Source organism: Arthrobacter sp. B2060 (assembly GCF_059090445.1).
This window is the reverse complement of record NZ_JBNHFR010000008.1, coordinates 116,718-143,437: the sequence shown is the minus strand read 5'-3', so window position 1 is coordinate 143,437 and position 26,720 is coordinate 116,718. Positions and strand designations below refer to the sequence as shown.

The window sequence follows — 26,720 nt, the reverse complement described above, 5'->3', positions numbered from 1 at the left end:
GAAGCCATTCCGGCTGTCCTTCATAGTCATGGTCCCGCTCGGTGCTACTCGACCGTGACCATGACGGACTGCCATCCGGAGGCGCCGTCTGGCACGGGATCGGCGCGCTTTTCGGTCTGCACTTCGCCCGTGCCGTCCGTTGCGCGCACCCTGATGTAGTGGGCTCCCGGCGTTGCATCCCACGCGAAGGACCACTGCCGCCACGTCACCACCGACGCTTCGTCGGAAAGGGCCGCCGGCGCCCAGTCACCGCCGTCAATCTGGACCTCGACCTTAGCGATGCCGCGGGTCTGGGCCCAGGCCGTGCCCCCGACCGCCACCCGCCCGGCCTTGACCACGGCAAAGGACTTCGGCACCTCCACCCGGGCCATGGTTTTGATGGGGCCGCGTTCGGACCAGCCGCGCTGCGTCCAGTACGCCTTGCTGTCAGCGAAGCGGGTGACTTCGAGGTCCACCACCCACTTGGTCGCGGACACGAAGCCGTACAGCCCGGGAACCACCATGCGCACGGGGTAGCCGTGTTCCAGCGGCAGCGGTTCGCCGTTCATGCCGATGGCCAGCATGGCGTCGCGGTTGTCCTGCAGGACTTCCAGCGGAGTCGAGGCGCTGAACCCGTCGATCGAGGTGGAGAGGACCATGTCCGCCCCGTCCTTGGGGCGGGCCCGGCTGAGGACGTCGCGGATGGGCAGCCCGAGCCATTTCGCGTTGCCGGCGAGGTTGCCGCCCACCGGGTTGGAGACGCAGGTGAGGGTCACATGGGACTCGATCAGGTCGGAGTCGAGCAGGCCCTGGAAGGTGAGCCGGATTTCCTGCTCGACCAGGCCGTGCACCCGGAGCTCCCAGTCGTCCACATTGATCTCCGGCACGCTCAGGGCGGTGTCGATCCGGTAGAAGTCGCCGTTGGGCGTCAGCCACGGCGTGACGCCCGGGGTGGCGGACTGCAGGCCGGCCGGAAGGGCAGGGGCAGCCCGCGCCGGGACCGGCAGCCGCAGCGCTTCCCGGGCCCGGGCGACGTTGCTGCGGGCCGCGCTGAGCAGCCTGCCCCCGGTGGCCGCCATGCCGGCGGCCACCGCGGCCCCTGCGGTGGCGGTGAAGAAGGCCCGCCGGGACGTCGCCGGGCGTTCGGGCTCCCTTGCTGCGGCGCCGGCGGGGGTGGGGCCGGCTGCGACGCCGGCGGGGGGAAATGGCTGCAGCCGCCACAGCCGGGAGGCCAGTTGCCGCAGGACAGCCAGCCCGGCGAGCGTTCCCAGCAGGGTGGGAATGGCATCCGCCGGTGTCACCCCGGCCCGGGTCACCACGCTCGCCACCATCACCGCGCCCATCAGCAGCACCCCGGCCACGCCCAGCGCCCACCTCCGGTATGCCGCCACACCCAACACGCATGCGAGCACGAAGATGGTCAGGGCCATGCCCGCGAACAGGGCCGCCTTGTCGTTGGTGCCGAACGTGGCAATCGCAAAGTCCTTCAGCCATGGCGGGGTGAAGTCGATGAAGGTGGAGCCCAACGCGAGCAAGGGCATCGCCCGGGCCGTAAAGAACGCTCCCGTCAGCTCCGCAACGGACAGCACGACGGCGGCTGCCGCCACTCCTTCCAGCGCCGCCAGTGCGGTTGGGCCCTTGAGCCACTTCATCAGCTTCTTCATGCCTTGGGTTCGTAGCGGCGGGCCCCCGGGATTGTTCCGGTGCCGTTCCGATGCGGCACGGAGTGCCGCAGAGCCGGCCGCGACATAGCTTAGGAGCCCGGGGTGTCCACAAAGTACGCTTGGAGACTGTGAAGGTACTCGTCATTGGCCCCGGTGGCCGCGAACACGCCATTGTCCGTTCCCTGCTTGCAGACCCCAATGTCTCCGAAGTCCACGCGGCTCCGGGCAATGCCGGCATCAGCAGGCTCGTCCCCACGCACGCCATTGACGGGAACGATCCGGATGCCGTCGCGGCGCTCGCCACCCGCCTCGACGTCGACCTGGTGGTTGTTGGACCCGAGGCTCCGCTCGCCGCCGGTGTTTCCGACGCCGTCCGCGCCGCGGGCATCCCGGTGTTCGGGCCCAGCAAGGCTGCGGCCCAGCTGGAAGCCTCCAAAGCCTTCGCCAAACAGATTATGGCCGAGGCCGGGGTCCCGACAGCGATGGCGCTCGTGGCAGGCAATGCGGAGGAAGCCGCAGCTGCCCTTGACACCTTCGGCGCCCCGTACGTCGTGAAGGACGACGGCCTGGCCGCCGGCAAGGGCGTGGTGGTCACGAACAATCGCGACGACGCCCTGGCCCACGCCCAGAGCTGCTTCGACGCCGGCGGAACAGTGGTGATCGAGGAGTTCCTGGACGGCCCCGAGGTCTCGGTGTTTGTCCTGTGCGACGGCCGCAATACTGTTGCACTCTCGCCGGCGCAGGACTTCAAGCGCATCTACGACAACGACGAAGGCCCCAACACCGGCGGCATGGGCGCCTACACCCCGCTCGAATGGGCACCCGAGGGCCTGGTCCAGGAAGTCATCGACCGCGTGGCCCAGCCGACCATTACCGAGATGGCCCGCCGCGGTACGCCGTTCGTCGGCGTCCTCTTCGTCGGCCTCGCACTGACCTCCCGCGGCACCCGCGTCATCGAGTTCAACGTCCGCTTCGGCGATCCCGAAACCCAGGCGGTGCTGGCCCGGCTCAAGACACCGCTCGGTTCCCTGCTCCTCGCAGCTGCCAAGGGCGAACTGGACAAAGCCGAGGAGCTGCGCTGGTCCAAGGAGACCGCCGTCGCCGTCGTCGTGGCCTCCGAAAACTATCCTGACACCCCCCGCACGGGCGACCGCATCCGCGGCCTCAAAAAGGTCGACGAGCTCGACGGCGTTCACGTGATCCACGCCGGAACCAAGCTGGACGACGAAGGCAAGGTGGTCTCCGCCGGTGGCCGCGTCCTCGCGGTGGTGGCGCTTGGCTCCGACCTCGTGGAAGCCCGGGAAAAGGCGTACGACGGCGTGGAACTGGTCCAGCTGGAGGGCGCCCAGTTCCGCCGGGACATCGGCGGCAAGGCTGCCCGCGGTGAAATCAAGCTGGCCGGCAGCTCCGCTGCCCAGACCGAATCCGCCCCGAAAGCAAAGGCATGACCGTGGCTGAATCCCAGAACAACGCCGGTGGTCCCAAGCGCGGACTGGCCACCTCAACCCTGGACCTTCCGGGCTGGACGCACGTCTATTCCGGCAAGGTCCGCGACCTGTACGAACCCGTGGACCCGTCGATCAATGACCAGTATGGTCAGGACTGCGTGCTCGTGGTGGCCAGCGACCGCATCAGCGCCTTTGACCACGTGCTCAGCAGCGAGATCCCGGACAAGGGCCGCATCCTGACCCAGCTGAGCCTGTGGTGGTTCGACCAGCTGGACGTTGAGCACCATGTGCTGGCATCGACCGTGGCGGACGGCGTGCCCGCCGCCGTGGAAGGCCGCGGCATGATCTGCAAGAAGCTGGAGATGTTCCCGGTGGAATGCATTGCGCGCGGCTACCTCACCGGCTCCGGCCTGGCGGAGTACCGGGAGTCCGGCACGGTGTGCAGCATTCCGCTCCCCGAAGGGCTCGTGGACGGGTCCCGCCTCGAAAAGGCGATCTTCACGCCGTCGGCCAAGGCCGCCGTGGGGGAGCACGACGAGAACATCACCTATGACGCCGTCGTGTCCATGGTGGGCGACGACATTGCGGGCCGACTCAGCGAGCTGACCCTGGCGATCTACACCAGGGCCGAGGAGATTGCCCGCGAACGCGGCATCATCCTTGCCGACACCAAGGTGGAGTTTGGCTACGACGTGGTGAACGGCACCATCACGCTGGGCGACGAGGTCCTCACTCCGGATTCCTCGCGGTTCTGGGATGCCTCGACGTACAAGCCGGGCCAGGCCCAGCCCTCATACGACAAACAGTATGTCCGTGACTGGCTGACCTCGGCCGAGTCCGGCTGGGACAAGGCAGCCAACACGCCTCCGCCTGCTCTCCCCGCGGACGTCGTGGAGCGCACCCGGGCCCGCTATGTTGAGGCCTACGAAAAGCTCACCGGCCGGACGTTCTAGCTGGCTTCGGATGCCTCGGCGCGGCGCTGCGCCAGCCTGATCTCGAGCATCGCGTCCAGGGCCTGCTGCACGCGGTCCTGGGCGCCTGCGGCGCTGAACTCCTTCTGGGCTTCCTGCAGGAGCGCCAGCGCTTCCTCTGATTCGCCGGCCGCCTTCAGCGACTTGCCCAGCAGGAGGGAGACCTCGCCGGCAGTGTGCTTGGCGAGCGCGGAGCGCTCCGCGTGGATCTCGCGCAGCTTCTGCACGGCGGCCACGATGTCGCCGGTGAGATAGAGCCAGCGGGCGCGGATGAAGGCCACCTCGAGCTGGTCGGTCTTGTTGCCGCCCACGATGGACAGCGCAAGTTCGGCGCGTTCTATGGCGGATAGTGTTTCCGGTTCCACGATCCCGGACGAGAGCCGGACAGCAGCAGAGGCCTTGTTAAAGCGGGCCCAAAGATCGATGTCGTTCGCGGGCGACAACAGCTTGGCCGCGCGCTCGTGGTGCCTGATGCCCTCGGTGTAGTCGTGGCGCATGAATGCGACGTTCCCGATGACCCAGGCCACCTCGCCGGCCAGCTGTGACATCGACTGCTCATCCATTTGCTCGTTCATGTCCTGGCAGTACGTCCAGGCTTCATCCAGCCGCCCGCTCTCGGCGAGTGCACCAATCAGGGCGCGGAGCGCCCCGATGATCAGCGTGGAGCCCTTGGGCAGCTGTGCGCACAGTTCCACGGCCCGCTGGGCGTGCTCGACGGCGGCGGCGAGCTGCCCCTGTCCGTGGCACAATGCGGCGAGCATCTGGCGGGCACGCACGCCCAGTCCCGCGGACTCGGTGGCCATGGGGTGCTCCAGCAGATGCTCCATGATCTTCTGGCATTCCTTGAGCTGGCCCTGCTTCATGAGGCACTCTGCCTGCATATAGGTCATGTTCCACCACGCGCTGGTGTTCCTGCCTTCAAGGGCGATTCGGGCAGCCGCGGCGGCATGTTCAGCGGCCAGGGCATAATCACGCAGGTCCCAGGCCTGCCGGGCGTAGAGGCCGGCGAGAACGTACTCGGCGTCGCTGACCGAGATAGGCTGGCTCCAGGCCTCAAGCGCTTTGGGTGCGAGCTCAAGCCGGCGGGCGAGCTCCTCGATGACGTCCGCTGTCGGTTCCCGCCGACCGGTTTCCAGCAGCGAGATATAGCTTGGAGAGTAAAGGTCCTTGCCCAGTTCCGCCTGGGTCAGACCACGCTCGAGCCGCTCTGCTCGGAGCTTCTCTCCGAAACCGTTCCCCACGGGATCCTCCTCATTCCGGACAGCGTTGTACACCATGGTTGACAGCCCCTGTGGAAAACATTTTACAATGTATGTCAACAAGGACTGTGCTGACTAAGTAACGAATCCGACTCGTATTGAGGAACTCACATGTTGAAGAAGATTGCAGCCGCTGCCGCGCTGGCAGGGGCACTCGCATTCTCCGCCACGGCTCCGGCCGTTCTGTCTGCCGGTTCTACCACTGACAACGCGGGCACAGCCGTTGCCATTGGGAACTGGCCTGATCCGATGAGCTTCGACGGCGCGAATTACATGACGATCGGCAACTGGCCTGATCCGATGTAACAAGGCTTCCTCAGGAAACCTGGCTCCGGGACATGCGCGAACCATGTCCCGGAGCCATTTTCTTTTTGCCGCTACACTGCACGCACCATCGAATTGACCCATCGGACTCCATCAGACAGATTTCAGCGAACTGATCCATCGAAGAAGGGCGTGCACCATGAAACGACAAAGGACCAACGAGTTGCAGCGGGCGTACTTCCTCTGGACCGTCGCCGGCACCTCTCTCATCGTGGCGGCGGTTGCCGGGACATCGGTCCTCAGCGTGCTGAGCGGTACGGCCGACGCCGGATCATTCGTTTGGGGGATCATCGGCATTGCGGCGCTGTTGGAGGCGCTGGTGCTTTTCGCGATCGGCCTGCGGTTGCGCCACCGCTATGTGAACTCTGTCCAGAGCTACGAGAGCCGTGGCGACTACCTGGAGGACGGTGGCACAGACCGCCCCCGGATCCCGCTGCTGGGAGACGGACAGGCGCGGCCCAACATCACCAACCAGGAACTCTGAACCGGCCGGCGGCCTGACGGGACAGATGCGAAAAGAGGGCCTCCGGTGGGAGACCCTCTTTTCTTTTGGTCGGGATGACAGGATTTGAACCTGCGACCTCTTCGTCCCGAACGAAGCGCGCTACCAAGCTGCGCTACATCCCGATCCGCTGCGAAAGCAACTCAACAAGAATACCGGATGGGAGGGGCACATGCGAAATCGTGGCCGTGCGGCCACGAGAAACACCGATCTCACACCAGCGAGTCCTTCCACGCACCGTGAAGCCGGGCAAAGCGGCCTCCGCCGCCGATCAGTTCCTCCGGCGTTCCGTCCTCCACCACGCGGCCGTCGTGGACCACCAGCACCCTGTCGGCGGTCTCCACGGTGGAGAGCCGGTGCGCGATGATGAGCGCGGTCCGCCGCCCACCGTTGTGCGCTATCCCGCCGTCGTGTTCTGTACCGCCGTCCTGTTCCGTGCCCCCGTAGTGTCCACCCCGCAGCAGCCTGGCCAGGCCGCTCTGCACCAGGCGCTCGGAGGGGATGTCCAGCGCGGACGTGGCCTCATCGAGGATCAGCACGGCGGGCCGGGCCAGGAAGGCGCGGGCGAAGCTGATCAGCTGCCGCTGGCCCGACGACACGCGGCCGCCGCGTTTGTTGACGTCGGTGTCGTAGCCCTCCGGAAGTTCCAGGATGAACTTGTGGGCGCCCACGGCCTTCGCCGCTGCCTCGATTTCCTCCCGTGACGCGTCCGGCCGGCCGAGTGCGATGTTGTCCGCCACGGAGCCGCTGAACAGAAACGCCTCCTGCGTGACCATCACAATGTTCCGCCGCAGATCCGCGGTGCTGAGTTGCCGCAGGTCCACACCGTCGAGCGAGACTGAGCCGGAGGAGACATCGTAGAAGCGGGCGATGAGCTTGGCCAGGGTGGATTTGCCCGCGCCGGTTTGCCCGACGAGTGCCACCGTTTGGCCCGCCGGGATGCTGAGGTTGAGCCTGGGGATGACGAGCGGGCCGCTGCCGTACCGGAACTCCACATCCTTGAACTCAAGAGTGCCGCGCGCCTCAGGCAGGTCCACCGCGTTCCGGGGCGGGCGGACCGTGGGCACCTCCTCGAGCAGGCCGGACACCTTCTCCAGCGCCGCCTGCGCGCTTTGGAAGGAGTTGTAGAACATGGCCATCTGGTCCACGGGCTGGAAGAAGCGCTTGGCGGACAGCATCAGCGCCAGCAGCACGCCCACGGCGAGGTCACCGCTGAGTACGCGGAAACCGCCGAAGAGCAGCACCGCGGCCACGCAGACATTGCCGATCAGCACCAGCCCCGGCTGGAAGACGCCGTTCAGGTTGATGGACCGGACGGTCGCCTTACGGTACTCCTCGGCAAGTTCCCCGTACTGGGCGGCGTTGTCGCGTTCTTTCCGGAATGCCTTGACGGCGCGGATTCCGGTCATGGTTTCCACGAAGTGCACGATCAGCCGGGCAGACACCACGCGGGATTCCCGGAAGGCGATCTGCGAGTGCTTCTGGTACCAGCGGGCCAGGAAGAACATCGGGACGCCGGCAGCGAGCACCATCAGCCCGCTCCGCCAGTCAAGGGCAAAGACCGTGACGGCAGTGAGGAGCATGAAGATCAGGCCAGATGCCAGGGAGCTGACTCCGGAATCGAGGAGTTCGCGGAGGGCCTCCAGATCCGACGTCTGCCGCGCGATGATCCGGCCAGAGGTGTACTTTTCGTGGAACTCGAGGCTGAGCCGCTGGGTGTGCCGGAACACCCGGAGACGCAGGTCCAGCAGCATGGCCTGGCTGAGTTTCGCCGTAGATGTCACGTAGAGGGCGGTCAGGCCCGCGGTCGCCAGTGCCGCCGCGAGGTAGGCGACGCCGGTCATCACGAGCGGGACGTTGTCACCGGCGCGCAGCGCCGGAAGTGCGTGGTCGATGCCGAAGGCGATCAGCGCAGGTCCGGCGACGCGCGCCGCCTGGGAGAGGACCACCGTGGCGATGGTGAGCCAGAAACGCAACCGGACGGGCCGGATCAGCGACGCCAGCAAGGCGAGCGACCGCCGTCGTACGGCTTTGCTGTCGCTCCTGCTCAGGTGGGCGTTGTCCTCGTTGGCTGTGCCGAACGCTGTGGTGCTCAAGGGATGGCCTCCTCGGCGTCGTCCAAGGCGGACAGTTCGGTGTCGAGATCCCGAGGCTCAGTCTCCAGGCTGGCAATGACGTACCGGTAATGATGGTTGGCCGCCAGCAGTCCGGCATGTGTTCCGACGGCGGCGATGCGTCCGTCCTCGAGCAGCGCCACCCGGTCGGCCAGCATGACGGTGGAGGGACGGTGCGCGACAATCAGTGTCGTGGTGCCGGCCAGGACCTCCCGCAGGCGATTCTCCACCAGTTCCTCGGTGTTGACGTCCAGGGCGGACAGCGGATCGTCCAGCACGAGGACTTTGGGCTTGGCCGCGATGGCCCGTGCCAGGGCGATCCGCTGCCGCTGTCCGCCGGACAGGCTCAGTCCCTCGTCGCCGATCAGGCTATCAACACCGTCCGGCAGGGAATAGGCGAAGTGCGCCTGGGCGGTGTCCAGGGCTTCGTCCAGGACGGCTTCCAGGCCGTCGTCGCCCGCGCTTTTTGATCGGACGCCGTTTTTCTGGACACCGAGCAGCACGTTGTCCCGGATGGAATTGGAGAAGAGGGTGGTGTCCTCGAAAGCAACGCCCACCACGCTGCGCAGCTCCTCGACGCTGAAGTCACGCAGGTCCACGCCGTCGATGGTGATGGACCCCTGGGTGACGTCATAGAGGCGCGGAACAAGCTGCAGCAGGGCACTCTTGCCGCTCCCAGTGACGCCCACCAGCGCCATGGTTTCGCCGGGGCGGATGTCCAGGCTGACGTCTTTGAGGATGGGTTTGTCCGGGGCGTCCTCGAAGGCGAAGGTGACGTTGTGGAAGGCCAGGGCGCCGTTCAACTCTGCAGGCCGCGCGGGATTGGCCGGGCTGGTGATGGTGTTCTCGGCATCCATGACGTCAAAGTGGCGGTCCAGTGCGCTCTTCGCCGTCAGCGCCATGGCCAGCAGCATCCCGGAGAACTCCACGGGTGCTGCGATGACGGCCGCCGTGGCGAAGAAGGCAACGAGCGCGCCGATGCTGAGCTGGCCGTCGGCCGCCAGGAGGATACCCACCACCAGCCCGGTGCCGAGGGCTAGCTCCGGCAAGAGGGTGACCACCATGCTGAACGTGGCCTGATGCCTGGCCTTGGCGATCTCGGTCTGGCGGAGTTCCTCGGCCTGGCCGTTGAACGTTTCCAGCGCCTCGCGGCTCCTGCCGAAGGCCTTCAATACCCGGATGCCATGGACTGATTCCTCCACCGTGGTGGCGAGGTCGCCGGCCTGGTCCTGGCTGCGGCGGGCAACTTTGCTGAAGCGGGTCCGGAAACGGAAGCCGTAAATCATGATGGGCACCGCCGCCGCCAGGAAGATCAGCGCCAGCTGCCAGCTCATGGCGAACATGACGGCGACGCCGATGACCACCGTCAGTGTAGTGACCACCAGCATGATCGCCCCAAAGGCCATCCAGCGCCGCAGGAGGTTCAAGTCCGTCATGGCGCGGGAGAGCAGTTGCCCCGAGCCCCACCGGTCGTGGAAGGAGACCGTGAGGTCCTGCAGATGGCTGTACAACGAAACCCGCATCCGCGTTTCGACTGTCGTTGCCGGGTTGATGACGAACGTCCGGCGGAGCGCCACGAGCCCGGCCTCGGCGATCCCCAGGACGAGGATGACGCCGGCGGAGGACCACACCGCCTCCGCGGTAGCGCCGGGCCGGAGCGATTCATTGATCAGCACCCGCAGCACTTGCGGGATGGTGAGGGCCACCACGCTGGCCAGGAGAGCGCACAGCAGCCCCATGAGCAGCCGGGGGAGGATCGGCTTCACATGGGGATAGAGCCGGCTGACGGATCTGAAAAACGAAGTCTGCTTAGCCATGCCCGCTTCTCGAACTCAGGTGCGTATGTAGTGTCCCGTAGCAACTACCCTATGCTACGGGTCGTGCGGTTCACACGGCACGCCGAACGTCAGACGGCGTCAAAAATCAGGTGGCGCCGAAGGCGCCCATTCAGGTGAGCCTGCTCAGGCGCGGGCCGTCAGCGTCAGCAGGACGGCCTCGGGTTTGCAGGCGATCCTGACGGGAGCGAAGCGCGAGGTGCCGATGCCGCCCGAGACGTTGACCGGCGTCGTATGTCCGTTGCTGTGCCAGTCGTGCAGTCCCTTGGCCCGCCACGTCGGAATGTCGCAGTTTGCAATGACCGCACCGTAGCCGGGTATGCAGAGCTGGCCGCCATGGGTGTGGCCGGCGAGGAGGAGGTCGGCGCCGTCCTCCGTGAAGTGATCCAGCACGCGCTGGTACGGGGCATGGATGACCGCCACGCGCAGGTGGGCGTTGAAGTCCTGGCCCCTGGTGCCCCTGGGCCAGCCCGCGTACCGCTCACGCTTCAGGTGGGGGTCGTCCACGCCTGAGAAATCGAACCGCATGCCCCTGAGCACAACCGACTGGTGGCGGTTGGTCAGGTCCACCCAGCCGCCCATGCCAAAGCCGGAGCGGAGCCGCGGCCAGTCCAGCTCCTCGGTATCCCGCTTGAGCGTGGACGGCCCCCGCAGGTACGACGCCGGGTTCCTTAGCTTGGGAGCATAGTAATCGTTCGAGCCCGGGACGAAGACGCCCGGAAACTCCATGAGCGGCTCCAAGGCAGTGAGCAGCGGATCCACGGCCTTGGGGTGGCTCAGGTTGTCGCCCGTGTTAACGACGAGGTCCGGCTTCAGCTCGGCCAGCGACCGGAGCCATTCCCACTTTGCCCTCTGCCCCGGAACAAAGTGGATGTCGCTCAGATGGAGGATCCGGAACGGGTCCTGGCCCTCAGGCAGGATGGGAAGCGTTTCGTTCCGCAACACAAACTGGTTTTTCTCCCAGAGGCCGTAGCCTGTGGCGGCAAGGCCCACGGCGGTTCCGGCTGCGGCAGTGACGGCAAAGCCGCGCGCGATGCCTCGCGCGCGGCTTGCCAGCTGTGTTGTATCAATCAACGTCAGTCATTCCCCTTTTTACCGGAGTCATTACCGCCGGAACCGCCGGTACCGCTTGAGGGTTCCGGCTTGCTGGGCGGTTCCTGATTGCTCGGCGGCTGCGGAATGTTCGGCGGCTGCGGAATGTTCTGGACCGGCGGCTGGTACTGGGGGGCGCCGTAGAGCAGGTTGGACGGTGGCTCCGGGAAGGGCTCGGTGCCATAAGCCGGTGCAATCTGGGCCATGAACTGCGAGAACATCGGGCCGGCGATCATGTAACCGTCAATACCGGTGTAGAACTTGCCGTTCACTGTCACATTCTGCCCTGCCCTGTCCTGCGCTCCCAGGGCATCACCGAACCAGGAGGCGGTGGCAAGGCCCATGGTGTGGCCGACAACCCAGGTGGAACCGTTGTTGTTGGACGTACCGGTCTTCGCCGCGATCGGGAAGTTGGTGTCAGTGGAAATCCTGGGCTGGATGAGTGAGCCGGATCCCTCGTTCAGGACCTTTTGGAGCGCGTAGTTCACACCGCGGGCAACCTCCGGCTTGAGGGCGTCCCGGCACTGTGTCGACTGTGCCGGGAGCTGTGCACCGGTCTGGTCGGTCACCGAGGTGACGGCGATCGGGGCGCAGTACTTGCCGTCATTGGCGAACGTGGCAAAGGCGCTGGCCATGGTCAGCGGGGCAGTCTGCGTGGAACCCAGCAGGTTGCCAAGCGTGGTCATGGTGACCTTGGGATTCGCGTCGACGACGGCGTTCGTATCCTTGTCGCGCAGCGGAAGGCCGCCATGGAGCCCGACGGCGTCAACGATTTTCTGGATGCCGCACAGGTCGACCTGGGCAGCCGAGGCGAAGGTGGCCGTGTTGATCGAGTTCTTCAGGCCATCCAGGACCGTCATCGGGCGGTAATAGCCCTCTTCGGCGTTCTGGAGGTCATCGGTGCCGTTGGTGCTGTCATACCATCCGACGGTGGGCGTGGGGCAGGTGTTCCGCCACGGGAAGTCCTGGCTGTAGCGGCGCTGGGAGGCATTGACGATGGTGTTCATCGACTTGCCCTCCTCCAGCCACTGGGCAAACGTGAAGGGTTTCATCGTCGAGCCCGGCTGGGCGCCACCGAGGCCGTTCAGGTCATTGCCCTTGTCGTCATACTGGTCGACGCTGAAGTTGATCTGGCTGTCGAACTTCCCCTTGCCGGCAAACCATGAGGTGTTCTGGGCCATGTTGGTGATCTTGCCGGTCTTCGGCTCCACGGAGACGAGGGCTGCGCCCCACTTGTCCGGGTTGGAGCCGGCGGCACCGTTGACCTGGTCCTGCGCGGCCTTTTGCGCCTTCGGGTCCAGGGTGGTCTTGATGGTCAGGCCGCCGCGGAAGATCTTCTTTTCGCGTTCCTCGGGATCCGCACCATAGGCCGGGTTATTGAGGAGCAAGTGCAGCACGTAGTCGCAGAAGTACGGAGCGATCGGCGAATAGGCGCAGCCCTGGCGGGCGGGAGTGATCTTGGGCTTGACCGGGGTGGCTACGGCCGCGGTGTGCTGGGCCTTGGTGATCTTGCCCTGGCCGAGCATGACGTTCAGCACGAGGTCGCGGCGGACCTTGGCATTCTCCGGGTTGGAGATGGGGTCGAACGCAGAGGGGCTGTTGACGAGGCCCGCGAGCAGCGCCGCCTGGGGGAGCGTCAGGTCCTTCGCGGTGGTGCTGAAGAAGAATTTGGACGCGGCTTCGATGCCGTAGGCGTCACGGTTGAAGAAAACGATGTTGAGGTAGCCCTCAAGGATCTGGTCCTTGGTGAATTTCTTTTCCAGCGCAATGGCGAGCTTCATCTCGCGCAGCTTGTCGCCCACGCCCTTGTTGACGCCGTTGAGCTTGATCTCGTCGGAGTTGCCTTCCGCTTCAAGGTTGGCGTTGAGGACGTTGTTGACGTACTGCTGCGTGATGGTGGAGGCACCCTGTTTGTTGCCGCGGGCCGTGCTGACCAGGGCCCGGAGGATGCCTGTGGTGTCCACGCCGCCGTGTTCGTAGAACCGGCTGTCCTCAATGGCGATCACCGCGTCCTTCATATACGGGGAGATCTGCTCCAGCGGAACACGGGTGCGGTTTTCCGCGTACAGGTTGGCGATCACGCTCCCGTCCGCGGCGAGAACCTTGGTTGACTGGCTGGGCGGGTCCACCTGCAGCTCCGCCGGGAGAGTGTCGAAAAAGTCGATCGAACTGCTCGCCGAGCTGCCTGAAACGGCGGCTGCCGGAACCAGCAGGCCGGCCACCAGGACGCCGCAAATAGCGCTCACGCCAAGGAAAGCAAAGATCTTTCCGAGGGTAGTGGCCGTGTCGAATATGGGGTTCCTACGAGTCACCATGTTCTCCAGTTTACCGGCAAGGACTAGGCTGGAGTTCATGACCAAATGGGAGTACGCAACGATTCCGCTCATCATCCATGCCACGAAGCAGATTCTGGACCAGTGGGGAGAGGACGGCTGGGAGCTTGTCCAGGTTGTCCCCGGCCCCGAAGGCAACGGCCTGGTGGCCTACTTGAAGAGGGAGAAGCAGTAGCATGACGACTCCTCAGGAAACCGCTTCCGGCGCCGCAGCGGCGCCGACTTCCGCCGTCGAGCAGCGGCTCGCCGAGCTTGGCATTACGCTCCCGCAGGTCGCCGCGCCGGTGGCCGCCTACGTTCCTGCCGTCATTTCCGGCAGCCACGTTTACACGTCGGGTCAGCTGCCGTTTATTGACGGCAAACTCCCAGCTGCGGGCAAGGTTGCGGCCGGCAACGAAGGCACCTCGGACGAGCCCACGGTGTCCCCGGAGGACGCCAAGGAGTACGCCGCCGTCTGTGCCGTCAACGCGCTGGCCGCCGTCAAGAGCGTCATCGGCGACCTCGACCGCATCACCCGCATCGTCAAAGTTGTGGGCTTCGTCTCCTCGGACCCCTCCTTCACCGGCCAGCCGGGCGTCATCAACGGCGCCTCAGAACTCCTCGGACGTGTCCTCGGTGACGCGGGGCAGCACGCCCGTTCCGCCGTCGGTGTTTCAGTTCTGCCGCTCGACTCACCCGTTGAGGTCGAGCTGATCGCGGAATTCAGCTAAGGCACGGTCGTTTCCTTGCCGCAGCTAGCTCGCCGCCTCTTTGCCCTTCCGCCCGAACTCGAAGGGGCGGCGCGAAGCTGGCTTGAACACGGAGAACGGACGCCCCGCGCGGCGCGCTCCGCCTCCTCAGTGGTCCTGCTGCGTGATTCGCCCAACGGCCTGGAGACCTGGCTGGGTTACCGGCCCGGGTCTTCGCCGCTGGGCGTCCTCGCCTTTCCCGGCGGGTCCCTGGACGCGTCCGACGACGACGCCCTCGGCTGGCTGGGCCCCTCGGCCCAGCATTGGGCCGAGCAGATGGGAACGGACGACGTCGGGCTGGCGCGCCGCCACGTTGTGGGCGCCATCCGTGAGCTGTTCGAAGAAACTGGCGTGCTCCTGGCCGGGCAGGACGTGTCCTCCACCGTTGAAGGCACGGCCACGCCCGAGTGGATGAAAGTGCGCGAAGCGGTTGCCTCGCAGGAAAAGTCCTTCACGGAGGTGCTGGCCCAGCGCGGGCTGTCCCTGCGCACGGACCTGCTCAAGCCGCTGGTGAACTGGCTGAGCCCGGACTTCGCACACCACCGCTTCAACACCCGCTACTTCGCTGCCACAGTCCCGATGAACCAGCAGCCCACGCTTCTGGTGAGCAAGGGCGTGTGGGGCAGGTGGGTGTGTGCCACAAACATCATCGCCGAACGCGACACCACCGCACTCGGTGATGAAGTCGGCCAGGAAAACACCGTGGGGCTGACCCTCGGGCAGCTTATGGTGCCGGGCTCTGAAATCATGCTCGAGAAAATGGCGGCCGCGACCGGCTGCATCGCCTATCTCAGCTACAAGCGCACGCCGCACGTCTACCAGCCCCGGCTCGTCGAGGAAGACGGAAGGCTCATGCTGGAAGTCGAAGCCGCGAAGACGGTGGCCCACGAGCCCCAGCGCGAGCGGTAACGACGCACGAAATACCTGGCGACACGGAAAAGGTCTGGCGCGACGGGAATTCCCGTAGCGCCAGACCTTTTGCGTGTCGCGCGGAACTTTGCGCGTCGTGAGCGTGGACTAGCGGGAGCGCTGGCGGAGGCGCTGCATGTCCAGGATGACTACGGCGCGGGCCTCGAGGCGGAGCCAGCCGCGCTGGACGAACTCGGCCAGGGCCTTGTTCACCGTTTCGCGGGAGGCGCCGACCAGCTGGGCCAGTTCTTCCTGCGTGAGCTCGTGCGCTACCAGGACGCCGTCCGTGGCGGGGCGGCCGAAGCGGTCGGCCAGGTCCAGGAGTGCCTTGGCCACGCGGCCGGGAACGTCCGAGAAGACAAGGTCGGACAGGGAGTCGTTGGTGCGGCGCAGGCGGCGGGCCAGGGCCTGCAGCAGCTGCGCCGAAACCTCGGGGCGTGTGCGCAGCAGGGAGTTCAGGCTCTCGTTCCGGAGCCCGGCCAGACGGGTCTCGGAGACAGCCGTGGCAGTGGCCGTGCGGGGGCTGGGATCGAAGAGTGCCATCTCGCCGAAGAGCTCGCCCGGGCCGAGGATCGCGAGCAGGGATTCGCGGCCGTCGGGGGAGGTGCGGCCGAGCTTTACCTTGCCGGAGACAATGAAGTAGAGCTGGTCACCCTGGTCGCCTTCACGGAAAACCGATGCCCCGCGCGACAGGTCAACCTCTGTGAGCTCGTCTGTCAGCAGGCGGAAAGCCTCGTCGTCCAGGGTGGCGAAAAGGGGCGCGCGGCGCAATACCTCGATGTCCATGAATTCTCCTGATTAAAATGTGTCGGCTGGGGCGCTTGTGCCATTGTTTCAGAATTTTTACGGATCTGTGGCGTACTTGGCAGCAGAACCGGGCCATAAGGTGTCCAGAACCCATGAAGGTCACGGGCCGCCCACGGCAAACTGTCAGATTACGCCAGTACAATCGGGCGTAGCTGGCTGTAAGGAGACCTGTTGTTTGGCCTGACCGTTCTGGACCTTGCGTTGATACTAACGCTCCTGTCCTACCTGATTTACGGCCTCCGCAACGGCTTCCTGGTGACAGTCGGCGGGATCGCCGGCTTCGCGGCCGGCGCTGTGGCTGCCTTCCTTTCCGTGCCTGTGGTCAGCGACCTCGTCGAGGACAGCAGTTGGCGGCTCACGGCAATCATCGCCACCGCCGTAGTGCTTGTGGTGCTGGGCAACGCCCTGGGCACCACCATCGGCCGCAGCGTTCGCAGCGCCGTCCGCCTGAAGCCGCTGCGCGCGGTGGACCGGATGGTGGGCGGTGCCGTGAACGTCGTGGTGGCGGCACTCGTCATGTCCATGCTGGCCTTCAGCATCGGCGCCCTGGGTGTGCCGTTCGTTTCCCAGCAGCTGGCTGACTCCAGGGTCATCCGGTTCATTGACGGCATGACCCCCAACCCCGTCAAGGCCACCATGGCGCAGCTGCGCTCGGCGGTGATCGGCGACCGCATTCCCCGGTTGATTGAGGGCATCGGGCAGCCACAGCAGGTTCCAGTTCCGGATGCCAGCACCGATACCCCTGCCCTGAACCGGGCGGCCGGGTCGGTCCTGAAGATCGCCGGCACCGCGTTCCAGTGCGGCCAAAACCAGACGGGGACCGGATTCGTCGTCTCGCCGGGGAGGGTGGTCACAAATGCGCATGTCGTGGCGGGCGTGTCGCAGCCCGTCGTTGAGGTGCCGGGCGGCGGGGCGATGCCCGGCCGCGTGGTCTACTTCGACGGCAAACGCGATCTGGCGGTGCTCGCCGTCGACGGCCTGCCCAGCGCCGCCCTGCCGCTGAGCCCGGATCTTCCCGCCGGCACCGCCGCCGCCTTTGCCGGCTATCCCCACGGCGGCCCCTTCCAGTCGAAGCCGGCCACCGTCCAAGGCATTTCAACCGTGCTGGTGCCCGACATTTACGGCGACAATCCGGTTCCGGACGAGGTGTACAAGCTTGCGGGCGACATTCAGCCGGGCAACTCCGGCGGCCCGCTGCTGACCGCCAGCGGCGCAGTGGCCGGCGTGATCTTCGCCAAGACCACCTCCGACGCTGCGCTCGGGTTCGCCATCCCCATGATCGACCTGCGGCCGGTGGCCGCCCAGGCGCCGGAACTCACCAACGCTGTGTCATCGGGGCAGTGTATCCAGCAGTAGCGGCGCATCCAGCAGTAGCGGCGCCCTTTTACCTGGGCTGGTCAGGCCTTGCCGGCATTCAGGTCGGCGAGGTACTCAACGGCAAAGCGGTAGCCCATGACTCCGGCTCCGGCTATGACGGCCTTGCTGATGTCCGAGAGATAGGAATGGTGCCTGAACTCCTCCCGGGCGTGCACGTTCGTGATGTGGACTTCCACAGCGGGCACCTGCACCGCCGAGATGGCGTCCCGAATGGCCACCGATGTGTGGGTGTAGGCGCCGGCGTTGAGCACGATGCCGATTGCCTTGCCCCGTGCGGCATGGATCGCGTCCACGAGGGCACCTTCATGGTTGGACTGGAAGCATTCCACGTCCAGCCCGTGCGCCGCTCCGGCGTCCTTGGCGAGCTGTTCGACGTCGGCGAGCGTTGACGTCCCGTACTTCTCCGGCTCGCGGGTTCCGAGGAGGTTCAGGTTTGGGCCATTGAGGACAAGGATGGTGCCGCGGCCGGCTGCGCTGGCGGGAGGGGCTTCAGTCATGGGTGCAAATCTATCGCGTTCGGGTTTGGTGCCGCAGCAGGTCACTTGATGGAGCCGCGCATGACACCCGAGATCACCCAGCGCTGTGCGAACAGGTAGACCAGCAGCAGGGGTGCCAGGGCCATCAGGTAGGACGCGAAGCCCACGGTGTAGTTGGTGTTGAACTGGCTCTGGAACACATATTGGGCCAGTGGCAGTGTGCGCGTCGCGGGATCCGAGAGGATGACGAGGGGCAGCAGGAAGTCGTTCCAGGCCCAAAGGCATGTCAGGATCCCTACGGTGGCGTTCATCGGCGTGAGCAGCGGGAAGATGATGCGGCGGAAGATGCTCCAGGTGGAGGCGCCGTCCATGGTTGCTGCTTCCTCCAGTTCGCGCGGGATGGAGCGGATGAAGGCCGTGTAGACGAACACGTTGAAGCTGAGACCGTAGACCGTGTACAGCAGGAACAGTCCCACCCGGTTGTCCAGGCCCAGGAGAGCGGTTTCCTTGGTGGCGGGCAGCATGATGATCGGAAACGGCACAAAAAGCGCGGCGACGAAGAAGTAGTAGAGGAACTTGAAGAAGCGCTTATGCAGGTTCCGTGCGATGGCGTAGGCCACCAGGGAGTTGGACAGGATGGTTAAGACCACCGCGCCCACCGTCACGATTGCGGAGTTCAGCAGGGCGCGCGGGAAGTTGGTCAGGTTCCACGCGTCGGCAAAGTTCTCCAGCCGGACGCGGCTGGGCCACTCGAAGCCGGAGCCGCCCAGCTGGTCCGGCGTCTTGAGCGCGGTGACCACCGTGAGGTACAGCGGGATGAGCACAGTCAGTGCCAGGACCGCGGCCATGGCCGTCAGCGGCCAGTTCACGCCGTCGAGCCGCCGGCCGCGGCGGCGCAGGCCGTGGGACCTCCTGACGGTTCGGGCTGATGCTGCCGTCTCGGTTGTAGTGGTCATTAGAAGTCCGCCTCTTTGCGCTGGAGCGTCCGGAGCTGGATCACGGACACGGCCACGATGACCAGCAGGTAAACAACGGAGTTGGCCATCTGGTAGCCGTACTCGCCGCCCTGGAAGCCGCCGCGGAAAATCACCATGGCGACGGATTCGGTCGCGGTGCCGGGACCGCCGCCGGTCAGGGCGACAACCTGGTCGAAGGCCTGCAGGAAGCCCTTAAGGGCCAGCACCATGTTGATGGTGAAGAACGCCCCGATCATCGGAAAGGTGATGGAGCTGAACTGCCGCCAGTAGCCGGCACCGTCCAGGCCCGCCGCCTCGTACAGCTCCGCGGGGATGGTCTGCAGTCCGGCCAGGTACAGGATGGTGCTGAACGCGATGGATTGCCAGGCCGAGACCGTCACGACGCCCAGCCAGGCGAGGTCCTTGTTGGCCAGGATCGAGGTGGAGAGCCAGTCGATTCCCAGAGACTGGCCCAGCAGGGGGAGGGAGTTGGAGAAGATGAAATTGAAGACGTAGCCAATGATGAGGATCGCCAGCACATTCGGGATGAAGAAGATGCCGCGGAACGCGGTGCGGAATTTGATCCGGGCGTTGAGCAGCATGGCGATTCCGAGGGCCAGCACATTGACGACCACCGTCGTCGTGATGGCGAACAGGAAGGTGAACCCGTAGGAGGCCAGGACGCGGTCGTCCCTGAAAAGGCTGACGTAGTTCTGAAGGCCAACGAAGTCCCATTTTCCGTAGCCGGCGTAGTCCGTGAGGCTGAAGAACATGCCTGTGACCACGGGAACGGTGTGCAGGGTGACGAAGAGCAGCAGCGCGGGAACAGCCATCCAGTAGAAGGCCTTGGTGGAGTGCGTCACTCCCGGTCACCTCGCTTCGGCTTGCGGGCGGCAATTTTGAACCATTCGTTGTCCAGGCTGTTCAGGAACCGCGCTTTGTCTCCGTCAAGGACGAACTGCTGCGTGATGTTGACCAGTGGAATGCTGGGTGGCAGCCGGTGGTCCATGTAGCCATCCACCTTGCCGGCGGTGAAGTAGGAGGCCATGCCCTTAAGGGCCGGGTCCTGTTGCTGCGCAGCTGACCTGATGGGGGCGAAGGCGCTCTGGTTTTTGGTGTACCTGTCAATCACTTCCTTGGTCATCAGGAAGGCGATGAATTTCTGCGCTTCAGCCCGGTGGGGAGTGTCCCTGCCCATCGCCAGCGCCACGTCGACGCCGGACACCACCGTGGTCTTGGCGGGATCGTTCGTGCCGGGGTAGGGGAACGAAGCGATTTTGGCGTCCGGGTTCGCCGCTCGGATGGCCGGCACTGCGAAGCTGCCGTTGAGATACATCGCGGCCTTGCCGTCGGCGAAGGCCTTGTTGCCTGTAGCGTAATCTGCCCCGATCGCGCCCGGCTGGGCGTACCTGAAGAGCTGGAGCAACTTGTCGGCGATCTCCTGGTAATCCTGGGTGAAGGACACGGGGCTGTTGTCCCTGTCGGCACCGGCCGCGTCCAGCCGGTCAAAGAAGCCTTCCGGCTGCAGCTGGGCAGCCAGGTTCACCAGCGCCGGGGAGGTGGTCCAGGCGTCTTTGAGGGTCATGTAAAAGGGTGCGATCCCATTGGCCTTGAACGTTTCGGCCGCCGCTATGAGCCCATCCCAGGTCCGGGGAACGGAAACACCGTATTGTGCGAAGAGCTCGGGGTTGTACAGGATGCCGCTGGCATTGTTCGCCATGGGAAGCCCGTTGATCTCCGAGCCGTTGCACCGCCCGTTGGCGTTGAGAATGTCCTGCACCGCTGGAAGCACCCCCGGCGCCGAGGGTTCCCGGCTGAGGTCGGCGAACACGCAGGCCTCGGCGAGGAGGCCGAAGCTGGCGTTTCCGTTGAGGGTCAGCACATCCGGTGTCTTGTTTTTCACCAGGAGTGTCCGGATGGCGGTGTCCGGATCCGGGACGTTGTCCTGGAGCACCCGGATGCCGGGGTTCGCGGCTTCGAACTCGTCGATGAGACCGGCGAATTCCTGTACCGCTTCGGGCTTGAACTGGAAGAAGCGGAGCGTGACTTCGTTCTCGGCAGGCGGCGCGGCACAACTGGCCAGCAACGCCGCGGCAAGCGCGGCGGTCAGGGCTTTGGCAATGTGACTGCCGGGCGTGATCATGGGATTCTCCGTCCCCGCGGTCCTAGCCGGTGTACCCGTTAGGGTTGTTTTTCTGCCAGCGCCAGTGGTCCTCGCACATCTGGTCTACTGTCTTGGTGGTGGACCAGCTGAGGTCGGCAAGGGCGGACGTGGCATCAGCCCAGAACGCGGGAAGGTCACCGGGGCGCCGTGCCGTGATCTCGTAGGGGATGGGCCGGCCCACCGCCTTTTCAAAGGACCGCAGGACCTCCAGCACCGAGGAGCCTCTGCCTGAGCCGAGGTTCCAGCGGAATACACCGGCGCGGTCGGCCACGTGGTCCAGGGCGGCGACATGGCCTTCGGCAAGGTCCACCACGTGGATGTAGTCGCGCAGACAGGTGCCGTCCGGCGTGTCGTAGTCGCCGCCGAAGACCATCAGCTTCTCGCGGCGCCCGACGGCAACCTGGGCGATAAAGGGCACCAGGTTATTGGGTACGCCCTGCGGGTCCTCGCCGATGCGGCCCGAGGGGTGTGCGCCTACCGGATTGAAGTAGCGCAGCAGCGCAATGTGCCAACGGGGGTCCGCGTCGCCGAGGTCCGAGAGGATGTCCTCGATCTGCTCCTTGGTCCTGCCGTAGGGGTTGTTTGGCGCCGATCTCCATTTTTTCGACATAGGGGACGGGATTGTGTTCCCCATATACGGTGGCCGATGAACTGAAGACGATGGAGCGGACGTCGTGCCGCTCCATGACGCGAAGGAGGTTGAGCGTGCCGACGAGGTTGTTGTAGTAGTACCTGAGGGGTTCGCGGACAGATTCACCGACCGCCTTCAGGCCGGCGAAGTGGATGACGGAGTCGATGCCGCCGGCGGCAAACACTCGTTCCACTGCGGCTTCGTCCACCAGGTCCACGGGGTGGAACTCGGGGGTCTTCCCGCTGAGCCGGGCTACGCGGCGCATCGATTCCTCACTGGAGTTCATCAGGTTGTCGATCACCACCACGTCGTGGCCGGCTTCCTGCAGGGAAAGGACGGTGTGGGAACCGATGTACCCGGTGCCCCCTGTAACCAGAATTCTCATGTGCGTTCCTCTGGATAAGCGCGGGCCGCCCCGCCGTCCCGCTTGCTCCGGAGAGCGGGACGGCGGGGCAATCCGCGATGTGGACTTTCGAAGCCTAGAGGGCCGTGACCTTCAGCAGCAGCGCGTGCTCCGGGTTGAGGTTGGGCATGGCGAGTCCCACCTCGGCCAGGAAACGGCCGTTGGCTTCGGCCCCGGAAGCGAGCCAGGCCGGCGGCTGGATCTGCGTGAAGGTGTGCCCATAATCGGCGTCCCCCGGCGTCGGGAAGATGGCCTCCACGCGGTAGCGGCGTGCCGCCTCGAGCCCGGGAAGTGCGACGCGTCCCGGTTGTTCCGCGAACGAGGTGCGCGTGCTCACCAGGGCGAACAGGGCCGCCGTCGTGCCGGTTGCGAGGGAACCGGCTGCTGCCAGCACGCCGTGCAGCATGAGCGAATCGTCAGGGACATCCGCCCGGACCATCCGGCCGCTGTGGATCAGCCCGCGGTGTTCCTTGTACAGCGCGATGAAGCGCCTGAGTTCCTCGCGCTGCCCGCCCTGGACCTCCCGGACGTCCCATTCCATGCCGAAGTGGCCGAAAAGAGCCGTGATGGCGCGGAAGGAGAGGTCGTGCGTGCGGGCAGTGGTGTGCGATGTGGTGGGGCCGATGTGTCCCCCCACCAGCTCGGGCGGAACCACGATGCCGGTCCAGCGCTGGATGGTCTGCCGCTCCAGCGCGTCGTTGCAGTCCGAACCCCAGATGCGGTCCGTGCGCTCCAGGATGCCCAGGTCCACGCGTGCCCCGCCGGATGAGCAGCTTTCAATCTCGACGCCGGGGTGGGCCTTGCGCAGTTCGTCGAACAGGCGGTAGGCGGCGAGGGTCTGCTCGTGGACTGAAGAGCGTCCGGCGTGCCCGTGCTCCGTGAGGTCCCGGTTCTGGTCCCACTTCAGGTAGCTGATGTTGTTCTCGCGCAGGAGGGCGTCAATCCGGTCAAAAATGTACTGCCACGCCTCCGGGTTCACGAGGTCGATGATGTGCTGGTTCCGCCAGGCCAGCGGCAGGCGCCCGCCGTCCTTATGGGAGACGGCGGCCGGGCCCACGACCCAGTCCGGGTGCGCGCGTGCCACGTCGGAGTTGAGGTTGATCATCTCGGGTTCCACCCATAGGCCGAACTCCATGCCGCGGGACGTGACGGCATCGATGAGCGGAGTCAGCCCGTCCGGCCAGAGGGTCTCGTCCACGAACCAGTCCCCCAGGCCGGCTGTGTCGTCGCGGCGGCCGCGGAACCAGCCGTCGTCCAGGACGAACCGCTCCACGCCGAGATCGGCGGCCGAGTCGGCCAGTTCGATCAGGGTGGCCAGGTTGTGGTCGAAGTAGACAGCTTCCCACGTGTTCAGCACCACGGGCCGCGGCTTTCCTCCGCCCGCAGCCGGCAGCACATGGTGCGGGCGCGAACGGAACCAGCTGTAGAACGCCTCGCTGATGCCGTCGAGGCCGCGGTCCGAGTAGGCGGCGAAGAGCGTGGGCGTGGTGTAGCCGGCGCCGGGCTCGAGCACCACTTCGGCCGGGCCCAGCAGTTCGGAGCCGCCGATCATGGTGCGCCCGTCCGAGAGCGTGTCAGCGAACTGTTCGTGGTTGCCGCTCCAGGCCAGGTGCGTGGCCCAGACCCTGCCGTGGCGGTTGCCGAAGCCGGAGGAGCCGGCCGCGAACAGCAGTGAGGAGTCGTGGCCGGTGCGGCCGTGGCGCCCGGTGCGCACCCAGGTGCCCTGCTGAATGGGACGGCGCTGGGGGTGCCGTTCCCGGCACCAGCGTCCGGTCAGGTCGAGAAGTTCGACGGCGTCCGGGGCCACCGGGAGGACGGTGGCCAGTTCGTCCAGCTGGAACGGTGAGGTTCCGGTGTTCGTGACGGTGTGGCGCAGTTCCAGCAGGCCGCCGTCGTGAAGCGCGAGCGTGGATTCGACGGTGATGCCTGCATCGGCATCCTGCTGAACGAAGGCGGCAGAGTTGCCGTTGACTGCGGCGCGCACGGCGCGCAGGCGAACGGAGAAATCGAGTCCGGAGACGCCGTCGGCGATGCGGTGGCCGCGCAGGGCCGGCCGGCCGCGCCAGCTGGAGGATGCCTGGGGGAGCAATCCCGCGGGGACGGTGGCGTCGATGGCGGAGTGGGGGATGGCCTCGGTGAGGATCGACAGGTCCGGGAGTTCGCTGCCAAGGTCGGCGCCCCAGTGGATGACCTCGGCCTCTCCGCTGCTGAAGCTGATCACCAGGCTGGCGCCGGCGGAACGGAGGTGCAGGGGATCCATAAGTAAGTCTCTTTCGGTAATCATGGTGTACGCAAGGTGGCGCTGGAACGGTGTTGGAGAGGTGGAGCCGGCGTGGTCCGGATGCCGCCGTCGCGAGGAGGAAACGGCGGCATCCGGGCCGGGTGGCTGCGGCCACATCCGCAGTCACAGCTTTGGGGGGAGTGCCCCTACTTGAACAGGCTGTTGACCTGTTCGTTGGCCTGGGTCAGGGAGCTTGCGGGTGCCTTGCCGGATACGACGGCGTCCATGGCAGGCTCCATGATGCCCTTGACCTTGGCGGTGTTGTCAGTGATGGGGTACAGGAACGTGGTCTTGTTCTTGACGTGCTCGGTGAAGGCCGTAACGTCCACGTTCTTGGCTTTGAACGCTGCCGCTGCCTTGTCGGAGGAGCTCTTGAGCGCCGGGAAGACAACCGCCTTTGACGCGACGACGTCCTGGCAGGCGGCCGAGGCGAGGTACTCGACCCACTTCACCGAGGCGGCGGGGTTCTTGGTGCCTGCCCAGATGGAATCCGCCAGGCCGTTGAACATGCTGGCACGCTTGCCTTCCGGTCCTGCAGGCGTGGGGGCGATGCCCACCTTGACGTTCTTGTAGCCCGTGTACTGGCCGATCATCCAGGACCCGTGTGCGTTGATCGCCGACTTCCCGGCTGCAAAGGTATCTGCCATGCTCGCGCCGACGGTGGTTTCCAGCTTGGGCATGTAGCCCTTTTCAACCAGCCCCGCGAACCAGTCGATGGAGGCCTGAAACCTGGAGTCATCGTAGTTGTAGTGCGTGCCCCACGGGTTCTTGTCCGTGTGGGACCAGCCGGTGCTGTTGGTCAAGTAGCTCCACTCCGTCTGGCCTGAGGAATCGCCGCCGCCGTTGAGCCCGAGGCCGTACACAGCGACGTTGTTCTTGTCGAAGCCGGCCTCATCCCCGCGCTTGCCGTTCTTGTCAACGGTCAGGTGGGCGATGATTTTCTCGTAGCTGCCCCCGTCCTCCGGGTTCCAGGTGAGGTTCTTCATCTCGTCCTCGGAGATGCCTGCGTTGGCGAGCATCGCCTTGTTGTAGAACAGCGCGATCGTGTCCCAGTCCTTGGGCAGGCCGTAGCGCTTGCCGTCCTGGCCCACCCAGAGCTCCGCGAGACCCTCGTTGTAAGCAGCAAGGTCCACGTTGTCCTTCTCCACTGCGTCGTCAATCGGCAGCAGCTGCTTGTTCTCGGCCAGCTCCCCGTAGCGTCCGAGGTGGTTGGTGAACACGTCGGGAGCCGTTCCGCCCACAAAGCCGTTGGTGAGCGTGCTCCAGTAGTCGTCCCAGCCGCGCTGGGTGATCTTGACCTTGATGTCCGGGTTGGCCTTGGTGAAATCGTCAGCGCACTGCTGGTAGGCGGGGAGCTGGTTGGCGTCCCAGAGCCAGTAGTTGATTTCGCCCTTGGCTTCGGACGAGCCGGCGGAGGAACCGCCGCCACAGGCGGAAAGGGACAGTGCGATCGTGGCGGCGGCGGCGATGGCGCCGAGGGTTCTTTTCATGATGGACCTTTCGGAGGGGCCGGAGGGTGGGTTGGTTGAATGCGAAAAGAGGACTATTTGATGCCGGAGAAGCCGATGGAGTTCACGATTCTCTTGCCGAAGGCGGCGAAGAGAACCAGGACCGGCAGCGCCGAAATCAACGTGGCTGCCATGAGGCCGGACCAGTCGGGTGCTCCCTGCGGGGACTGTGATTTGAAGACGCCGAGGCCTACCTGCAGGACGCGTACGTCGTCCTGGGAACCGACCAGCAGCGGCCAGAAGTATTCGTTCCACTGGCCGATGAAAGTGAGCAGGGCCAGCGTGGCCAGCGGCGCGGCGGCGTTGGGCAGCACGATCTGGAAGAAGATGCGCAGATGCTTGGCACCGTCCAGCATGGCGGCCTCTTCGACCTCCCGGGACATGTTCAGGAAGAACTGCCGCAGGAAGAAGATGGCGAAGGGGGTCATGAAGATGTAGGGCAGCACCATGCCGAGCATCGTGTTGAGCAGGTCCAGGTTCTTGATCAGCAGGAAGTTGGGCAGGGCCGTGAAGATCGGCGGAACCAGCATGGTCCCCAGGAACAGGCTGAAGACGGCGTTCCGGCCTTTCCAGCGCAGCCGGGCGAAGGCGTAGGCGGCCATCGCGCTGAAGAACACGGCGCCGGCGGTGGTGATTGAAGAGAAAATGATTGAGTTGCGCAGGTACAGCCAGAAGTTGATGGCGGCCCCGGAACCGCCTTCCGCGACGGCCTCGGCCGGGCTCTGCAGGCCGAGTACGCGCTTGAACGCGCCAAAGGTGAAGTCCGCCGGCAGCAGGCTGGCCGATTGGGACGCCAGCGCGCTGTTGGTGGACAGCGCCGTGCGCAGGACCCACAGGAACGGCAGTACGGAAACGGCGATGGCCAGGATGAGCAGTGCCCAGGCCACCGCTCGGCGGGCGTTGAACGGGCGACGGCGGGCAGCGGCGGGCTGCTGTGCGTGGCTGGTGGTGGTGTTCAT

General features: G+C 65.6%; 22 protein-coding genes, 1 tRNA gene and 1 pseudogene. 8 read left to right on the top strand and 16 right to left on the bottom strand.

The window, feature by feature from the left end; translation table 11 throughout:
• Positions 1–44: 44 nt before the first annotated feature.
• Positions 45–1,643: a molybdopterin-dependent oxidoreductase gene (locus AC5RUM_RS14980; RefSeq protein WP_494035657.1), complete on the bottom strand. Its 1,599-nt coding sequence runs from the start codon at positions 1,641–1,643 to the stop codon at positions 45–47.
• A gap of 128 nt (positions 1,644–1,771) precedes the next feature.
• Between AC5RUM_RS14980 and purD the strand changes: the two genes are divergently transcribed.
• Together purD and AC5RUM_RS14970 are read left to right on the top strand one after the other, a co-directional pair.
• Complete coding sequence (purD, locus tag AC5RUM_RS14975; protein WP_494035735.1) at positions 1,772–3,091, top strand: phosphoribosylamine--glycine ligase; 1,320 nt, start codon at positions 1,772–1,774, stop codon at positions 3,089–3,091.
• The gene (locus AC5RUM_RS14970) at positions 3,088–4,044 is read left to right on the top strand and encodes a phosphoribosylaminoimidazolesuccinocarboxamide synthase (RefSeq protein WP_494035656.1); all 957 of its coding nucleotides are present in this window, start codon (positions 3,088–3,090) and stop codon (positions 4,042–4,044) included. The genes purD and AC5RUM_RS14970 overlap by 4 nt, the downstream gene beginning before the upstream one ends.
• On the opposite strand, the gene AC5RUM_RS14965 is transcribed toward AC5RUM_RS14970, so the two are convergent.
• Positions 4,041–5,303, bottom strand: a complete 1,263-nt coding sequence (locus AC5RUM_RS14965) for a helix-turn-helix domain-containing protein (protein WP_494035734.1) — start codon at positions 5,301–5,303, stop codon at positions 4,041–4,043. The genes AC5RUM_RS14970 and AC5RUM_RS14965 overlap by 4 nt on opposite strands.
• A 129-nt stretch (positions 5,304–5,432) precedes the next feature.
• Between AC5RUM_RS14965 and AC5RUM_RS14960 the strand changes: the two genes are divergently transcribed.
• Both AC5RUM_RS14960 and AC5RUM_RS14955 read left to right on the top strand, forming a co-directional pair.
• Entirely contained in the window at positions 5,433–5,627 is a 195-nt protein-coding gene (locus AC5RUM_RS14960; protein WP_494035655.1) for a hypothetical protein, read from the top strand.
• 157 nt (positions 5,628–5,784) lie between these two features.
• A complete protein-coding gene (locus tag AC5RUM_RS14955; protein WP_494035654.1) occupies positions 5,785–6,129 on the top strand; it encodes a hypothetical protein in 345 nt (114 codons plus the stop codon).
• A 66-nt stretch (positions 6,130–6,195) separates the two neighbouring features.
• Here the strand turns inward: AC5RUM_RS14955 and AC5RUM_RS14950 are convergent.
• The 5 genes from AC5RUM_RS14950 to AC5RUM_RS14930 form a co-directional block, all read right to left on the bottom strand.
• Positions 6,196–6,272 (bottom strand) — tRNA-Pro (locus tag AC5RUM_RS14950).
• 87 nt (positions 6,273–6,359) lie between these two features.
• Positions 6,360–8,243 carry an ABC transporter ATP-binding protein gene (locus tag AC5RUM_RS14945; protein ID WP_494035653.1) on the bottom strand — a complete coding sequence of 628 codons (1,884 nt, stop codon included), beginning with the start codon at positions 8,241–8,243 and terminating at the stop codon, positions 6,360–6,362.
• On the bottom strand, positions 8,240–10,078 hold the full coding sequence (locus AC5RUM_RS14940) for an ABC transporter ATP-binding protein (RefSeq protein ID WP_494035652.1): 1,839 nt from the start codon (positions 10,076–10,078) through the stop codon (positions 8,240–8,242). Before AC5RUM_RS14940 ends, AC5RUM_RS14945 begins: the two co-directional genes overlap by 4 nt.
• A 144-nt stretch (positions 10,079–10,222) precedes the next feature.
• Entirely contained in the window at positions 10,223–11,170 is a 948-nt protein-coding gene (locus AC5RUM_RS14935) for a metallophosphoesterase (protein ID WP_494035651.1), read from the bottom strand.
• A gap of 2 nt (positions 11,171–11,172) precedes the next feature.
• Positions 11,173–13,503 (bottom strand): transglycosylase domain-containing protein, encoded by a 2,331-nt coding sequence (locus AC5RUM_RS14930; RefSeq protein ID WP_494035650.1) that lies wholly within the window; start codon positions 13,501–13,503, stop codon positions 11,173–11,175.
• Between the two features lie 37 nt (positions 13,504–13,540).
• On the opposite strand from AC5RUM_RS14930, the gene sp36 reads away from it, so the two are divergent.
• The 3 genes from sp36 to AC5RUM_RS14915 are packed head-to-tail and all read left to right on the top strand — an operon-like array spanning position 13,541 to position 15,158.
• Positions 13,541–13,696, top strand: coding sequence for a Sp36 family protein (sp36, locus tag AC5RUM_RS14925; protein ID WP_205652420.1), 156 nt, complete (start codon positions 13,541–13,543; stop codon positions 13,694–13,696).
• A gap of 1 nt (position 13,697) precedes the next feature.
• Positions 13,698–14,231: a RidA family protein gene (locus tag AC5RUM_RS14920; protein ID WP_400579357.1), complete on the top strand. Its 534-nt coding sequence runs from the start codon at positions 13,698–13,700 to the stop codon at positions 14,229–14,231.
• Positions 14,232–14,246: 15 nt separating this feature from the next.
• Positions 14,247–15,158 (top strand): NUDIX hydrolase, encoded by a 912-nt coding sequence (locus AC5RUM_RS14915; protein ID WP_494035649.1) that lies wholly within the window; start codon positions 14,247–14,249, stop codon positions 15,156–15,158.
• A 108-nt stretch (positions 15,159–15,266) separates the two neighbouring features.
• Here the strand turns inward: AC5RUM_RS14915 and AC5RUM_RS14910 are convergent, their stop codons facing one another.
• Positions 15,267–15,944: a Crp/Fnr family transcriptional regulator gene (locus AC5RUM_RS14910; RefSeq protein ID WP_205652417.1), complete on the bottom strand. Its 678-nt coding sequence runs from the start codon at positions 15,942–15,944 to the stop codon at positions 15,267–15,269.
• A gap of 192 nt (positions 15,945–16,136) precedes the next feature.
• On the opposite strand from AC5RUM_RS14910, the gene AC5RUM_RS14905 reads away from it, so the two are divergent.
• On the top strand, positions 16,137–17,321 hold the full coding sequence (locus AC5RUM_RS14905; protein ID WP_494035648.1) for a MarP family serine protease: 1,185 nt from the start codon (positions 16,137–16,139) through the stop codon (positions 17,319–17,321).
• Positions 17,322–17,362: 41 nt separating this feature from the next.
• Here the strand turns inward: AC5RUM_RS14905 and aroQ are convergent, their stop codons facing one another.
• From aroQ to AC5RUM_RS14865, 8 genes and pseudogenes are all read right to left on the bottom strand, one after another.
• Positions 17,363–17,839 carry a type II 3-dehydroquinate dehydratase gene (gene aroQ, locus AC5RUM_RS14900; protein WP_494035647.1) on the bottom strand — a complete coding sequence of 159 codons (477 nt, stop codon included), beginning with the start codon at positions 17,837–17,839 and terminating at the stop codon, positions 17,363–17,365.
• A 41-nt stretch (positions 17,840–17,880) separates the two neighbouring features.
• Positions 17,881–18,774 carry a carbohydrate ABC transporter permease gene (locus tag AC5RUM_RS14895; protein ID WP_494035646.1) on the bottom strand — a complete coding sequence of 298 codons (894 nt, stop codon included), beginning with the start codon at positions 18,772–18,774 and terminating at the stop codon, positions 17,881–17,883.
• The gene (locus AC5RUM_RS14890) at positions 18,774–19,637 is read right to left on the bottom strand and encodes a carbohydrate ABC transporter permease (protein WP_494035645.1); all 864 of its coding nucleotides are present in this window, start codon (positions 19,635–19,637) and stop codon (positions 18,774–18,776) included. Before AC5RUM_RS14890 ends, AC5RUM_RS14895 begins: the two co-directional genes overlap by 1 nt.
• Complete coding sequence (locus tag AC5RUM_RS14885; protein ID WP_494035644.1) at positions 19,634–20,917, bottom strand: ABC transporter substrate-binding protein; 1,284 nt, start codon at positions 20,915–20,917, stop codon at positions 19,634–19,636. The genes AC5RUM_RS14890 and AC5RUM_RS14885 overlap by 4 nt, the downstream gene beginning before the upstream one ends.
• Positions 20,918–20,939: 22 nt before the next feature.
• Positions 20,940–21,954 (bottom strand): annotated as a pseudogene (gene galE, locus AC5RUM_RS14880) (UDP-glucose 4-epimerase GalE).
• A gap of 94 nt (positions 21,955–22,048) precedes the next feature.
• Complete coding sequence (locus AC5RUM_RS14875; RefSeq protein ID WP_494035643.1) at positions 22,049–24,232, bottom strand: alpha-galactosidase; 2,184 nt, start codon at positions 24,230–24,232, stop codon at positions 22,049–22,051.
• Between the two features lie 167 nt (positions 24,233–24,399).
• Complete coding sequence (locus AC5RUM_RS14870; RefSeq protein WP_494035642.1) at positions 24,400–25,743, bottom strand: ABC transporter substrate-binding protein; 1,344 nt, start codon at positions 25,741–25,743, stop codon at positions 24,400–24,402.
• Positions 25,744–25,796: 53 nt separating this feature from the next.
• Positions 25,797–26,720 carry a carbohydrate ABC transporter permease gene (locus tag AC5RUM_RS14865; protein WP_494035641.1) on the bottom strand — a complete coding sequence of 308 codons (924 nt, stop codon included), beginning with the start codon at positions 26,718–26,720 and terminating at the stop codon, positions 25,797–25,799.